Source organism: Flavicella sp. IMCC45537 (genome assembly GCF_057197705.1).
Genome location: NZ_CM170067.1, coordinates 1,648,928 through 1,665,108, shown reverse-complemented (window position 1 = coordinate 1,665,108; position 16,181 = coordinate 1,648,928). Strand labels below are relative to the sequence as shown.

Genomic DNA, 16,181 nt, shown 5'->3' with positions numbered 1-16,181 from the left:
TTATGCGCATACAATTTCGAAAATAGAAGCAGGTACTTTGTCAGACGGGTGCTCTACTTCAATAGTTAAACTGGAGGTTTTAATTTTTTTATCAAATTTCCATGTGTTTATGGTTTGATAGTTTCCTGTGTTTTGAACAACTATATTTCCATGTTCGTCTTTGATTGTATAGTTTCTTAGGCAGAATGGAGCAACTTCTTCAGGATGTCCCATAAGTGTTGATTCTAAAGGATGGTCATAGTCGTTATCCATAAACAAAGTTATCTGACTAATTTCTTGTGGTTGCACCCAACTTATATTAATGTTAGGAGTTGAATCACTCAACTCAGCAGTCCATGAGTTAACTGTTGTATTTGGTCTAACAAAACCATTTCCTAAGTTACTTACATTAAAAGCTTCTATAGCTGGTGAAATTTCCATGGCAATGTTTTTCCCTTCTGGTCGTCTTTGAGGAATCCAAAACTCAAAAGTATCAACCCCAATGTTTTCTGGTGGGGTTTGTTTACCATTATTAGAAACGGCTTTATTAACTCCGTTAAATACAGAAAGAATACCGCTAAAACGTTGGTTACTATTTTTAATTTCAATAGAAGGGTTGGATAGAAAGGTGACAAATCCATATTGATTTTCTTTTACTGAATTGTCAAAGGTAAATTCGATAAATTGTTGTCCTTTTTTTACTGAAATAGTTTGTTTTTCAAGTATTAGTTCAGGGCAGTAATTATCTGCTTTTTTAGAAGTTCTAAGTTGAATTTCTAATTCAGTATCTTCTTGTGCGTTCACTTCAATTTTGAAACTGTATTTTGTGTTTGCTGTTAAAGGAAGTAATTGTGCAGCAGAAGTCGCTAAATTAGTCCAGTTTCCATCAAATTTTATAGTCGACAGACTTAAATTAGAAGAACTTGAAATATCGGCTGACGTTAATAAATTACTCTCTTTTTGGATAGATACATTTGGGATGCTTTGACCAAAAAGATTTAATTCATTTTGTAATTCTTTTATCAAACCATTTTCCAATATTCCCGCAGGTTTCACTTTTTTGGAAATACACATGTTTGCTGCAGCTCCAATCGCTTGAGCACATAATCCTGTTGTAGCCATAACTCTTGTAGATCCAAAGGCTACATGTGTTGCGCTAATAATACGACCGGCTAAAAATAAGTTATCAATGTCTTTACTGACAAAAGATCTGTAAGGGATGTCATAGACACCCTTAGAATGCCATTGTGTACAACCTGATTTTTCACTATAAACTCCATCGGCAGGGTGTAAATCAATCGCCCAACCTCCATGTGCGATGGCATCGTCAAATTTACTTTGGTTAATAACATCCTGTTGTTTCATCATGTATAAACCTTCGAAACGTCGACTTTCTCTTTTTCCTGGTACAGTACCTACCCATTCCAAGGTCATATTTTCAACATCTTCAAATTCACCTGAGTTTTTAATATAGTCCCAGACTCCATATATGATTTTCCAAAGTTCGTATTTGATTTCTTCTGTGTCATGAATAGTATCTCCTCGGCCACCATATTCAAACCACCAGAATCTACAACCTTTGTCGTCTTTCCCAATAGCTTTATATCGAGGAATTGCTTTGATGTCTTTGAGAGCAAATTCGGGAGCAGTAAATTTAACAGGTTTATCCGTGTTTTTACTGTAGAAGTACATAGAATGACCTAAAAGCTCACCATAAGATTTGTCTGGGGCAAATAATTCTCCAAATTCTTCTTTGGTTTCAGCTCCCATTCTAAAAGAAGCTCCTGCTTTAAAGGCAACAATTCCATCTCCTGAGGCGTCACAAAATAATGGAGCATTCACGATATATTCTGTTGAGTTTTGTGGGTTAAAAGCCTTTACAGACTTGATGTTTCTGTCATCTGATTTTTCTATATCATAGACTGAGGTATTTAACAGAAGTGTTATGTTTTCTTCGTTCAATACTTTTTCTAATAAAACGGTATCAAAAATAACGGCATTTCCTTCTTTATTTCTATATAGATTTTCAACCAAGATTTCATCCATTACACCTCCTTCACGAGACCAACGGTTGTTGTTTCCTAGATGTGAGGTTGCCCCTAAAATCCACAGTCGAACTTCTGATGAAGCATTTCCTCCTAAAACTGGACGGTCTTGTATAAGGACAGTTTTAGTTCCTTTGCGTGCTGCAGTTATTGCGGCACAAACACCGGCGGTACCACCACCTATAATTACCAATTCGGTGTTTAGGCTAGTAGTTTTGTTTTGTCTTACGTCTGCTATATGATTTTCAACAATCATTGTATTTGATTTTTAATTATAATATTTTATTTCTCTGTGTTTTTTTTGATAATGATCGCTCCTAGAATAAGCACCGCTGTACCCATTCCTCCGACTAACATGACTCCAGTGTCGGCCATGAACGAAAGTCCAAGAATTAACAGACCTGTTGAGAATACTCCAACACCAATAACTCTTCCTCCTTTTTTGTTTCCACTTCTAGATTCTTCTTCAGTAGGACTGCTCTTTTTTGATACTTTCTCTAAGTATTCAGCGTGCTGCATGTTTTCCAGATTCTGTTGTTTTGCGATTAGGTCAAATATCAATAGTAAGATAATTGGAATCGCGACACCTACACCCATTTCAGTAGCCCTATCGAGGGAGAAAGAAAAAATAGAGGGACTAATGAATTTAAAAAATCCATTGATAGCAAGGGAAATTAATGTTATTGCTAAAACGCTTTTTCCAGTTTGATGTTTCGAGAATAAAGCCCAAAGAGGAGGTAGAAACATTGCCCCACCGGTAAGGGCTGCCAAACTCATTACCACATTTACAATTCCTCCCATTAGCGGAACAAGGAGCGCCACAATAATAGTGATTACCCCAAGTGCAACCGTTGCGGTTTTACCAATTTTAACGAGCTGAATGTCAGAAGTCTGTGGTTTAAAGTGTTTGTAAACATCATTAGCCAAAACTCCAGCTGAAATATTCAAGGTTGTATTCACTGAACTAGAGGTAGCGAAAACCATCCCGCCAAGCATAAGACCTAACATTCCAACAGGCAATACCTCTTTACACATAAGTAAATAAGCACCTTCCTCTGCTAAATCACCTAATCCTGGGTTTAGTACTCTATAAATCATAGGTGGTAACATCCAGATTAATGGGCTAATTGTATATAAACCTCCAAATAACCAGCCAACTTTTTTAGCATCCTTAGGGGTAGCAACACTAGTATATCTTTGGACATATGCCCAGTTACCAGCGATAAAAAATAAATTATATAAGCCAAAAGCGACTAGGAAACCTGGAGTATATTCATCATTTACAAAATCGAAAAAATTATCAGGAGCAAGTGATATAAAGTTATCAACTCCTCCAATTTTTTCAAAAGATAATGGAACTACTATTAATACCGCTGCAGTGAGGACTACGAATTGTAGTACATCTGTCACAATTACAGCCCATAAACCACCGACAGTAGTGTAAATTAAGATTAGAATTCCCAAGAAAATTACACTCGCACTAATAGGGATCCCTGTAGATACTTCTACAATTTTTGCAACGGGATACAAGAATGCACCTGTGGTAAAAACTGAAATTAATAAAAATAAATACGTATATATTTTTTGTGTTTTATAACCTAATCTGTCTGTTATGAATTCAGCTGCAGTCAAAGCCTTTGTTTTTTGCCATTTAGGAGCTATCCAGAATCCTATGATTAAACCAGCAATACACATAGTCCATTGAATTGCGATTGCAACCCAACCACTTTTGTAAGCAATGGAGCCCCAAACGACAAAAGTACCAGCCGAAAAGAAACTCATAAATAAAGAAAGTCCACTCATCCACCATGGCAAAGCACCTCCAGCGGCAAAATATGACTTCATGTTTTTTCCCGCTTTTGAGAAGCTCATTCCACATATAAAGACTAATAATGTGAAGACTAAAATAACTGTAATATCAATAAGACCCATGTAGATTTGATTTTTAGATAGTGCAATTTCTATTAATTTTAAGTTTTTCGCAATGGAATCAATAAAATGATATCCGAAAACGTTCCCGAAAAGGGTTTATTTTTACGGGAACGTTTCTGTTTTTTGCGAGAAAATGAAAAAAAGACTAATATTGTAATATGAAATATACTACGATTAAGGACGTCGCTAAAAAATTAAATGTTTCCGTGTCAACGGTGTCAAGGGCATTTAATGACAAATATGACATTCGACTAGAGACTAAAGAATTGATTTTAAAAACAGCAAATGAGATGGGGTATAGACCTAATCCGATTGCGAGGAAATTGATTCAGCAACGCTCGTTAAATATTGGAGTTATAGTACCTGAATTTGTAAACGGTTTTTTTTCGGAAGTAATAATTGGTGCTCAAGAAATACTATTGGAGCAAGGATATCAAGTGTTGATAATGCAGTCTAATGAATCTTCAGAGATTGAGTTGAAAAATATAGAGACGATGATTGATAATATGGTCGATGGTTTGATCATTTCACTGTCTTGTGAAAATCAGAATATTGAAAAATATAAACAACTAATTAAAGAAGATGTACCTATGGTTTTTTTTAACAGGGTAGTTGAGGAATTAGAAGCCTCTAAAGTCGTTTTTGATGATTATAAATGGGCTTTTTTCGCTACGGAGCATTTAATAGTTCAAGGTCATGAGGATATTGTGCATTTTGCTGGTCCAAGAGACTTATCTTTATTTAAAAATAGAGCTCAGGGTTTTGATGCGGCTCATAGAAAACATAAGATTGAATTAGGGAGAAAAATTCAATGTGGTTTTTCGATGGAGGAAGGGGCGCGTATTGCCTTGGAGTTAATTGAACAAAATGAAGTTCCCACGGCTATTTTCTCAGCAAGTGATGCTGCTGCCATTGGGGCAATGAAGGTATTTAAAGATCATGGATTTAATATACCAAAAGATATTGCAATTGTTGGTTTCTCAGAATCAAGGTTGGCAGAACATATTGCGCCACCATTAACTTCGGTAAGTCAACCAACAAAAGATATTGGGCAGACTGCTGCAAAATTATTACTAGAGCAAATAGAAACTAAAGGGATATTCGTACCCCAAACAATTGTTCTTAATGGCAGGCTAAATGTTAGAGGTTCTTCTATGATTTTGTAAATATTGAATTGTGGGTTTACAGAATCAAGATAGAATTATTTACTTTTAATTGACGGGTTCATATTGTTTTTGAATAGAACACCATAGCTAGATTCTATTTTTGATTGATTAAAACTCTGGTGTCATTTGGAGTACTAAAGTGTTTACGAAAATCGTTATAGTAATCAGTTTTTAGTTTATCTTTATATTTTGTATTGAATAAAACTTACTTTAAAATTTTATTAATCTTTTTGTTAGTTTCTAAATCTAAAATAATATTAGGACGACACAGGGTGTAGTCATTTTATTATCTGATTTTGCAATTTTTTTACTTTTGAGAGGAAAAGTTTGCAAGAATTTCACTTTTTTAAAATGATGGTTTTGATACGGTTTGTTTTAAGGAAAGATGAAACATAAGATATTTTCCTTGTTTTATTTTATAATTCTACCCTATTTAAAGATTATAATAACTTCACTTTCTTTCTTTTCTTATTTGGGGATCACAAAATTTAGTTCTGACTAGGAAGAGTGGCCTGTTTTTTTAGTTTGATTGAAAGTTGTAAAAGCTCTAGGTGATTTTTAATTACCTAGAGCTTTTGGTTCATTTTTTGTTATTTCGATCCTTTGCTTAATTTTTAATTAACCTATGACAAGCTTTGTTACCATAAATATCTATAAGTTCAATTATATAAATTCCATTTGAAAAACTAGAAATGTCAACCTTATTATTTTTAGAACTAATGTTTTTTTCAGAAAGTAATTTACCACTTATGTTAAAAATAGAAATTTTAGAAAGCTTTGCTTCTGAAGTAATTTGAACCTCATTTTTAGCTGGATTTGGGAAGACCATAGTTTCAATGTTACTTACTCTAGATACGTTTGCAGAAGGAACTTCATATTCAATGTTCCCGGGGTGGCTTGAGTGTGTCTCACTACCAAATGTAAAGTATGTTTCGTCGCTTGTTCCTGCTTGTGCATCAGATTGGACGGTTACTTCAAAACAAATCTCAGTAATATTTGAGGCTTTCATATTATCTAAATAGGTAAGTATGTCAAATTCAAAATATGTATCTACGCTTGCTCCGCCTGAGTAAGTATAAGTAGCAATTGACATATCTACCGTACGGCCAGCATAAAAGTCTGTTGCCCAAGTACCACTAACAATTGGTAGAGACGTACCTGCTGTACCATCCGAGATTGCGTTAATGCTAATTATCCTATCTCCTGTGATGTTTTCTTTATTGTTGGAGGTGTTGTATATTTTAAATTTGGCACTATTTAATGTCAAACTGTTTAAACTGGTTATGTCAAAGTTATAGTACATGTTTCTTCCGTACTTCGAGTCTGCAGTACCACCTATTTTTAATTGGTTTTCTGCGCTTGACCATGTACCTCCGGGATTTCCATTACCTTCAAATGTAAATCCGGCATCTGATGATATTAACGTTTCTTGGGCGTAAAAATTTAATTGAACTAGAATTAAAATAGCTGTAATTAAGTAACTTTTTTTCATAATAAAATTGTTTGTTTAAGAAAAATATTTACTGTAAAATTAGTAATGTTTCCTTTTTTTTATTCGTGAAACTGTATTTTTATCACCGAGATCGTTACCGAAAACGTTTTTATTTTCCGGATACGTTTTCGGAATACTGCCTTGATGTAAGAAGGATTAGTAATTGGTTTTTCGAATTTAATTTTCATTTGTATCACAGGAGTGTCAAAAAGATGATTTTAACTTTTATGAGATTAGAAAAATAAGTAGAACAAATGTTCTTTAAAGGGCTACAGATATTCATTTGCTTTTTTTGCACTTGGGATAGGGCTATATTTACCCAAGTTAACTTTATGATAATAAAAAAGAATATGAAATATTTCAAATTTTTAATGTCCCTTGTATCGTTTGTTTTGATGCTGCCTTTAAGTTCTTGTAATTCAAATACCGTTACGGTTGTTAAAGATCAAAATTTTAATAAGGGTTGGAGGTTTAAAAAGGCTTCAATTAACAACGGACAGGAGGTTTCGTTAGACGACTCTTCGTGGAGGAGTCTTGATTTGCCTCATGATTGGGCGATTGAAGGACCGTTTAGTAATAAGCATAACGCAAGAACTGGTGGTTTGCCGGTTACAGGAGAAGCTTGGTACAGAAAGCATTTTGAACTAGAATCTATTCATAAAGATAAGCGTATTTCCGTAGAATTTGATGGAGCTATGAACAATGCAAAAATTTGGGTAAATGGTTCTTATGTGGGAGGTAGACCTTATGGTTATATTGGTTTTGAATTTGATATTACGGATTTTGTAAAGTTTGATCAAGCAAATATTATTGCAGTTCAGCTGTCTCCAGAAGATTTATCGGCAAGGTGGTATCCAGGAGCTGGAATATATAGAAATGTTAGATTGAAAATTAACAATCCAGTACATATTCCACAATATGGTATTTCAATTACGACCCCCTCAATTAAAGACGGAAATGCAATTGTACAAGTTGATACAAAGGTTAAAAATACGGGTAATTCATCCGTAGAAGTTGTTTTAGAAACAAAAATTAAGGACAAACAAGGTTTGGTTGTAGCAAGAGAGGTTTCATCTGCTTCTATGGAGGAAGGAACTGAGATTAGTCTAACTCATGATATAAATGTTGACAATGTTACTTTGTGGGAAATTGGAAATTCGTATTTGTATACAGCCGAAACGTCAATTAAAGTAGGAAAGCACATCGTGGATGCAGTTTCTAATAACTTTGGAGTTAGGTCAATTGCTTTTGATGCTGAAAAAGGATTTTTATTGAATGGAAGAGTTACACAGTTGAATGGGGTCTGCATGCATCATGACCAAGGACCTTTAGGTGCTGCTGTGAACTATAGAGCAAAGCAACGTCAAATGCAGATCATGCAAAGCATGGGGGTAAACGCGTTAAGAACAAGTCATAATCCTCCTTCTCCTGAAATGTTACAAATTTGTGATGAATTGGGAATTGTTGTCATTACAGAAGCGTTTGATGAATGGAAATTAGGAAAAGTAGAGAATGGGTATCATAAATATTTTGATGAATGGCATGAACGAGACTTAAGAGATATGATTATGAGGGATAGAAATCATCCTTCTGTAATTATGTGGAGTATCGGAAATGAGATTTTAGAGCAGTCTAAAAAAGATGGATGGAAATTAGCGAAGCATTTAAGTGATATATGCCATGATCAAGATCCTACAAGGCCAACTACAGCTGGATTTAATTATTATCCTGCGCCATTTAAAAATAAATTAGCGTATCAAATAGATGTGGTTGGAATGAATTATTGGTCTGATAAATATGCGGAAATTAAAAAGAACAATCCCGGGATTATTTTATATGGTTCAGAAACCTCTTCTCAAACGAGTAGTAGAGGAGTGTATCATTTGCCAATAGATTTTTTACCTAAAAAGGAAACAAATCACGTGTCTAGTTATGATGCAATTGTGGGGCCGCCTTGGGCATATGCTCCAGATATTGAGTTTGACGATCAAGAAAAAAATCCGAATTCTTTGGGAGAGTTTATTTGGACTGGTTTTGATTATTTAGGAGAGCCTACTCCTTATGGAGGTAGAGATAATTCTACAAATGGGTATTGGAATGATGATTGGCCATCTAGATCATCATATTTTGCTCCTGTAGATTTATGTGGATTCCCTAAGGATCGTTATTATTTATACCAAAGTCAGTGGACAACAAAACCGATGGTTCATGTATTACCTCATTGGAATTGGAAAGGTAAAGAAGGGGAGGTGATCCCTGTATACAGTTATACTAATTGTGATGAGGTTGAACTATTTGTTAACGGAAAATCTTATGGAAGAAGAATAAAAGGAAAAGATTTTACAATGATTCCTTCTGAGTACCATGGTTTTAAAAAAGGAATGTATAAATCGAAATATCGCTTATCTTGGAATGTTCCTTATAGCCCAGGAGCTATTAAAGTAGTTGCCTATAAAAATGGGAATATAGCGGCGGAAAAAGAAATTAGAACGTCAGGTAAACCTGCAAAAATAGTATTACAAGCAGATCGAGAGATGATCAATGCTGATGGTTCCGATTTGTCTTTCGTAACAGTACGTGTGGTGGATAAAGATGGGAATTTATGTCCATTAGCAGACAACCTGATTGAATTTAAAGTAACGGGACAAGGAAGTATTGCAGCTGTTGGAAATGGTGACCAGACTTCATTGGATTCTTTTCAAGAACCAAATAGGAAAGCTTTTAATGGTTTGGCAATGTTAATTGTGAAATCAACGGAGAAATCTGGAAATATTAAAATTATCGCTACCGCTGAGAATTTAAAAGAAACAACCATTACGGTTCAAACAAAATAAATTATTGAAACATGAATATTACAAAAATGAATAAAATTTTATTCGCAATGACTTACTTATTAGTAGGTTCATTTTTAAATCTGCAAGCTCAGAAAAAGTCAAAACAACCCAATATTGTTTTTATTCTAACCGATGATCAATCGTATGGAATGATGGGATGTACAGGAAATGAAATAGTACAAACTCCTAACATTGATAGATTAGCAAAAGATGGAGTGCTTTTTACCAATGCACATATTTCAAGTGCTATTTGTACTCCTAGTAGAATTTCTATCCTTTTAAGTCAATATGAAAGAAAACATGGGGTGAATTTTAACTCGGGTACTGCAGTATCAAATGAGGCTTGGGAAAAATCATATCCAGTTGTTATGAGAAATGCTGGTTATTATACAGGGTGGATTGGTAAGAATCATGCCCCAATAGGAGAAGGAGGATATACGAGTGGCTTGATGGAAAAAAGTTTTGATTATTGGTATGCAGGTCATGGACATATTCGTTTTTATCCAAAACAAGTACATGACATTTTCAATGATGCTATAGCTTCTACTCAGCCAGAGGTGATCAATGAAGGAGTAGATGATTTTTTAGATCCAAATGCTAGAAAATTAAAAGGAGCAGTTAAGTTTTTAGAAACCAGACCAGCGGATAAGCCTTTTTTGTTGTCAATCAATTTTAATTTACCTCATGGAGCTGGAACTAGTTCTATGAAAATGAAAAAAACAGATGACGAGATATATAGAACATTATATAGAGATATAGATATTCCTTTACCAGCAAATTATATTGCTAAAAAAGATATAAAAACACCAAAGTTACCTGCAGATTTGTTACGTGCAGAAGATCGTCAAACAGGTTATAATTATTCTGATACTTCAAAGGATGTTAAAGAAAGGTATATCAGGCAGCTTCAAGCCATGACAGGAATTGACCGATTGGTAGGGAATTTACGTTTGAAGTTGAAAAAACTGAAGTTGGATAAAAATACAATTATCGTTTTTACATCGGATCACGGATTGTTTATGGGAGAGCAAGGACTAGGAGGAAAAGCTTTGTGTTATGAAAAAACGACACATGTTCCTATGATTGTGATGAATCCTAAAGCAAAACGAAAGAATAAAGGAAGAAAAAGTGATGCTTTGGTACAGTCAATAGATGTTGCTCCCACAATGTTAAGTATGGCGGGTGTAGAGATACCTCAAGTATTTCAAGGAAAGGACATATCAAATTTATTAGTGGATAAAAATGCTGAGGTAAGAGATTACGTTTATACAGAGAATCTATGGTCTACTCAGTTTGGAAACCCTAAGTGTGAAGCTGTTCAAGATAAAGAGTGGAAATACATCAGGTATTATAAAAACACTACATTCTCTGCATCAAAAAAGATAGCCACAGCTAAAGAATTGGGGGTTCCTGTAAACAAAATGTTGTATGCAACACATGATCCTGATATTGCTTATTACAGATACTTGTCGGATTCTTCTTTAGAGGGAGAACAGCCTGTCTATGAGGAGTTATATAATTTAAAAAATGATCCTTCAGAATTAAAAAATCTTGCTGACAAAAAAGAAAACAAAGAAATTCTTGAAAAGTTACGCTCTGTTTGGAAGGAGGAGATTACCATGGCAAGAGGAACCGGTAAACCGAAAGTGTTGAGATATACAAATGACAGTCACCCTAAAGGTGGACATTAATTTTAAGTATGAAGAAAATTATATTAATTCTTTTTTTTAGTATTCAGTGTCAGGTTTTTGCGACAGAATTCAATGTTTTGGATTTTGGAGCGAAAGCCGATGGGAGTACTATTGATACAGAAGCGGTGCAATTAGCAATTGATGCTTGCACAGAAAATGGTGGAGGAAAGGTCATTATTCCAGCGGGTAAAACCGTTGTGGTCGGAACTCTTTATATAAAAGATTTTGTAACTCTATATATAGAGAATGGAGCTGTTTTATTGGGAAGTCCGAATATTAAGGATTACACTACCGATACTCATTATAACACTTATAAGGACGAACCGCATATGGATCGCTGTTTGATTTTTGCTTCTAAAGCGAAGTCTTTTAGTATTCAGGGTAATGGTGTGATAGATGGGAATGGAAGTCCTAAAAATTTTAATATAAAATTGGGAGGAAGACCTATGTTGTTGCGTTTTTACAAATGTAACGATATCAAACTTCGAGATGTAACTTTAAGAAACCCGGCTGCATGGACATCAGCATGGCTTTATTGTAATGAAATAGTTGTTTCAGGTATTAAAATTGTCAGTCGTGTAAATCGTAATGGAGATGGTTTGGATTTTGATGGGTGTACCAACGTTAGAGTAAGTGATTCTTCCTTTGATAATAGTGATGATTCTATTTGCTTACAGGCATCAAACACGAGCTATCCATGTAAAAATATTACGGTAACAAACTGCATTTTTACTACAAAATGGGGAGGTATGCGTATCGGATTGGCTTCGAGAGGAGATTTTGAATCTGTAACAGTTTCTAATTGTACATTTTTTGATATTCAAGATTCTGGTTTGAAAATTCAGATGAATGAAGGGGGAGAAATGAAAAATATGACATTTTCTAATTTGGTAATGAAAAATGTACCACGACCTGTTTTTATGACCTTTTGTCAACAAAGAGCGGGGGTTGATATGCCAAAGAAAATGTTTCCCATGAAAGCAATGCATGGATTTATTTTTAGTGATTTTATTGTAGATAATAGAGAATTGGATAAGAATTCAGCTTTCTTTATAACAGGTATGCCAGGACATAATATTGAAGACATTCAAATGAATAATATTCAAATGACTGTTTCCGGAGGTGGTACTAAAAAGGATGCAGACAAGGTTATTAAGGAGTATACATTGGAAACTCTTGGGAACTGGTGGCCAGAATTCAGTAAGGTTGGCACGTTGCCAGCTTCTGGGGTTTATGTGAGGCATATAGATGGTTTAACGATTAGGAATTTTCATTTAAATACCGTTGAAGAAGATGAACGTCCATTCATCGTTCTAGATGATGTTTCGAATGGTGTAGTGTCTAGCTCTTTTTTGAATAGAAAAGCTGTTCGTAAAAAAGATATTGTTAGAAAGTAAATTTAATATTTAGAATAGAATAAAAGGTCCTGCAAGAAATTGTGGGACTTTTTTTGTAGGTGTTTTAAGGTTGTGTTTTGATTTTTAGGTTGTTAGTGAGTGTTGCGTCAAATGTTAAAACATTTATGGTAATAAGAAAAACATTTGTTTACAGCAGATTGTGCATGATGGCATAGCTTTGTGGAACCAAGAAAAGTTAAGATGTAACCTTGAAAAAAGAATATAGATATGAATGTTTTAAAAATAATTATCTCATTTGCTTTGGTGCTACCGATAATGAGTATTGCACAAAAAACAAAACCTAATATTGTATTGGTTTATGCTGATGATATTAGTGCAAGAGAGTTTCCAGTGTACAATTCAAAAGTTTGGAATGGAGATTCTAAAGGAGAAAGTACAGATATGAATATGAGAGCTAAAACGCCTGTATTAACAAAATTAGCCACTGAAGGTTTGTATGTGAAAACGGCCTGGGCAGCTACTATTTGTTCTCCAAGTAGAGCTATGATGATGACAGGAAGATATGCCGATAAGCATAAGTGGTGGCATAATGGAGATCTTGGATTTTCGACAGATAAAAAAGGAAAAAAAAGACCTTGGCCCTTGTACGAGAGTTCAACATTGATTGGCCATATAGCTCAAAAAGCAGGCTATGCTACACTCTGGTCTGGAAAAACTCAGATGAAGGGATCTGATTTACAAAAATTTGGTTTTGATGAAGGGGTTTTTACTCCAGGAGAACAAGGGGCACCGAATAATCCTATGACTGATTTTAAAATTATTCCTAAGAAAATAAACGGCAAAAAGGTTTATATCAATGCAGATACAGGTAAGCAAGTGGATACCTATCAGCAATATGGTTGGTATTGGCAACCTCATGTACGTTTAATGAATCACCCAAGTCAAAATGAAAAATTAGCTTGGTGGCCAAGTACAAAAAAGGATAAAAAGAATTTTGGTTTAAATACATTTGGACCCGATGTAGAATTGGAATTTATTTTTGATTTTATGGAGAGAAAACACAAAGAGGATAAACCCTTTTTCGTTTATCATACAACGCATTTAGGGCATGGATCGGTTGATTTTTTTAATCAACATCCAAATAATAATTATCCACAAACCCCAAAAATTGAATGGAAAGGGAATAAATATGTTCGCTATGCTCCGAATGTAACGGGTGATAATGGAGTATATGATACGCATAATTCTTTATCAAAGCCTGGAATTAGAAATCATATTAATTATTTAGATTACCAAGCCTGGCTATATATCAAGAAGTTTAAGGAGTTAGGAATAGAGGATAATACCATTTTTATTTTTTGCGCTGATAATGGAACTCATTATTATGGTAAAGGGAGTCCTGTAAGTCAAAAAGGAACGCATGTACCTTTTATAGTGTATGCACCAGGATTAAATTTAACAAAGCAAGGAGAACAAGATATTTTGGTGAATATTGCGGATGTATTGCCTACCATTGCTGATATTACAGGGGGTGCTATAGAAAAGAATTATGAGCTTGATGGAGTGAGTTTATGGCCTTATTTGACTACTGATACGAAAAAGCATAGAGATTGGATTTATGCTTATAGAAAAGATCAGCAGTTGATTAGAGGTTTTGAGGTAATGAAAGATGGTAAAGGAACTTGGTATGACGTTAGAAAAACACCAGATGATTTGGTAAGTTTTCCGATAATTAAGAATTGGGATAAAGTGCCGAAAAGTCTGAAGCAGGAACAAGAACGATTTCTGAAATTATTGCCAATTTATGATTTGCATGATACAGCACATGATGCACCTGGTTATGTGCCGAAAGTAAAGAGCAAAAAATAAGTATTGTTTTTTAGATCCTTTCAGTTTCTTGAAGGGATTTTTTTTACTTGAATTTTAGATGAAAATTTGGGGTAAAATTTAGTTGAAATCTCTTATTTACAGAACAAATGTTTTAAAATGAAGCTGCTCTGATTTTCGAAGTATTTTTGATGTTTATGTTCATTATATTTGAATGAAATGAAGTTTAAAAAGAATCAAATTTGTTCTTTTCTAAACGAATTATAAAAATATTATATGATGAAAATTGATTTTTTAAGAGTCTTGATTTTAGGGTGTTTTCTGATTTCTTTTAGTGGAGTACAAGCTCAAAAAAAGAAAAAACCAAATGTGATTGTTATTTATACGGATGATCATAGATATACCGGTATTCATGAGCTTGGAGGAATGCCAGTAAAAACGCCAAATATTGACGGTCTAGCAAAAGAAGGGATAGTTTTTACAAATACGTATTTGATGGGAGCATTTTCTGGAGCTACTTGCATGCCTAGTAGGGCTATGTTGCATACCGGGCGTCAGTTGTTTCATTTAAAAGGAAAAGGAAGAGAGCTTCCGTTAGATCATCATTCGATGGGGGAAACCTTTCGGAAATCTGGATATCGCTCTCATGTAATAGGGAAATGGCATCAAGATAGAGCTTCCTTGTCACGTTCATTTGATTCAGGGGATCACATAATGGGGATTGGAGTTTATTTAACAGATCATTACAGAATGCCACTTTGGGATTGGGATCATAAAGGTGTTTTTCCAAAGAAAGATGCTTATTTAATAGAATTTGATGACAAAGGAAAAGAGGTTCAGAGACCTATTGCAAAAACAGATAAGAGAGGACCTACAGGTAATGAGGAACTAGGACCCCATACGTCGGAAATATTTGCCAGAGATGCTGTAAATTATATTAAAAAATATAAAAAACGAGACCCTTTTTTTATGTATTTGGCTTTTCATGCTCCACATGATCCTAGACAAGCTCCCCAAGAATACAGAGATATGTACCCAATAGAAAATATGGAATTGACACCTTCCTATCAAATGCAACATCCTTTTGATAACGGAGATATGGTTTTAAGAGATGAAGCATTAGCTCCATGGCCTAGAACAGAGGAGGTTGCAAAAGAACATTTGGCGAGTTATTATGCAATTATTACCCATTTAGATGCTCAAATAGGAAAAGTGATAGAGGCATTGAAAAAATCAGGTAAATATGATAATACACTGATTGTATTAGCTGGAGATAGTGGATTGGCAGTTGGAAATCATGGTTTGATGGGGAAACAAAGTTTGTATGATGAGGATGGAATTCATGTACCTTTTGTTATTTCTGGTGGAGCAGCACCTGATTCAGGAAAAAGACTTGGAGCATATTCATATATACATGATATTTTTCCTACGATTTGCGATGTAGTGCAAATTCCAATTCCTACTTCTGTAGATGGACTGAGTATGTTACCAGTTATAAATGGCGAAAAAGAACAAGTGCGAGCGTATACTTATCATGCCTACAAACAATTTCAAAGAGCCTATCGAAAGGGAGATTATAAATTAATTGAATACGTAAGATCAGAAGGAGAACATTATAAAAGAGGGAAATTTATTGCAGGATCTAGAGTGACACAATTATTTAATTTTAAGAAAGATCCTTGGGAGATAACAGATCTATCCTTTTTACCAGAATACAGCAGTAAATTAGATTCAATGAAAAGAGAGATGGTTGAAAAAGCGATTGAATTAAAGGATAAAAAAGGGAATACTTTGGGGGAAAAATATGACTTTTGGGAGGCATATTAAAAAAAAACAAGAAAAAATTATTTTTTTTAT

The 16,181-nt window shown here is 34.4% G+C and carries 9 protein-coding genes; 6 read left to right on the top strand and 3 right to left on the bottom strand.

The annotated features are described in order from the left end of the window. Positions 1–2,280: an FAD-dependent oxidoreductase gene (locus AC2DGP_RS07015; protein WP_484492299.1), complete on the bottom strand. Its 2,280-nt coding sequence runs from the start codon at positions 2,278–2,280 to the stop codon at positions 1–3. A 26-nt stretch (positions 2,281–2,306) separates the two neighbouring features. Next, a complete protein-coding gene (locus tag AC2DGP_RS07010; RefSeq protein WP_484492298.1) occupies positions 2,307–3,869 on the bottom strand; it encodes a sodium:solute symporter family protein in 1,563 nt (520 codons plus the stop codon). 245 nt (positions 3,870–4,114) lie between these two features. On the opposite strand from AC2DGP_RS07010, the gene AC2DGP_RS07005 reads away from it, so the two are divergent. Then, positions 4,115–5,122, top strand: coding sequence for a LacI family DNA-binding transcriptional regulator (locus tag AC2DGP_RS07005; RefSeq protein ID WP_484492297.1), 1,008 nt, complete (start codon positions 4,115–4,117; stop codon positions 5,120–5,122). A 607-nt stretch (positions 5,123–5,729) separates the two neighbouring features. Here AC2DGP_RS07005 and AC2DGP_RS07000 read toward each other — a convergent pair. Then, on the bottom strand, positions 5,730–6,614 hold the full coding sequence (locus tag AC2DGP_RS07000) for a T9SS type A sorting domain-containing protein (RefSeq protein WP_484492296.1): 885 nt from the start codon (positions 6,612–6,614) through the stop codon (positions 5,730–5,732). A 350-nt stretch (positions 6,615–6,964) separates the two neighbouring features. Between AC2DGP_RS07000 and AC2DGP_RS06995 the strand changes: the two genes are divergently transcribed. The 5 genes from AC2DGP_RS06995 to AC2DGP_RS06975 all read left to right on the top strand — a co-directional run bounded on the left by AC2DGP_RS06995 (position 6,965) and on the right by AC2DGP_RS06975 (position 16,151). Continuing rightward, positions 6,965–9,448, top strand: coding sequence for a glycoside hydrolase family 2 TIM barrel-domain containing protein (locus tag AC2DGP_RS06995; RefSeq protein ID WP_484492295.1), 2,484 nt, complete (start codon positions 6,965–6,967; stop codon positions 9,446–9,448). A gap of 11 nt (positions 9,449–9,459) precedes the next feature. Continuing rightward, positions 9,460–11,139: a sulfatase-like hydrolase/transferase gene (locus AC2DGP_RS06990; RefSeq protein WP_484492294.1), complete on the top strand. Its 1,680-nt coding sequence runs from the start codon at positions 9,460–9,462 to the stop codon at positions 11,137–11,139. Between the two features lie 8 nt (positions 11,140–11,147). After that, the gene (locus AC2DGP_RS06985) at positions 11,148–12,536 is read left to right on the top strand and encodes a glycoside hydrolase family 28 protein (protein WP_484492293.1); all 1,389 of its coding nucleotides are present in this window, start codon (positions 11,148–11,150) and stop codon (positions 12,534–12,536) included. A 228-nt stretch (positions 12,537–12,764) separates the two neighbouring features. Beyond that, a complete protein-coding gene (locus AC2DGP_RS06980) occupies positions 12,765–14,366 on the top strand; it encodes a sulfatase-like hydrolase/transferase (protein ID WP_484492292.1) in 1,602 nt (533 codons plus the stop codon). Between the two features lie 234 nt (positions 14,367–14,600). Continuing rightward, positions 14,601–16,151: a sulfatase family protein gene (locus tag AC2DGP_RS06975; protein ID WP_484492291.1), complete on the top strand. Its 1,551-nt coding sequence runs from the start codon at positions 14,601–14,603 to the stop codon at positions 16,149–16,151. Positions 16,152–16,181: the final 30 nt, after the last annotated feature.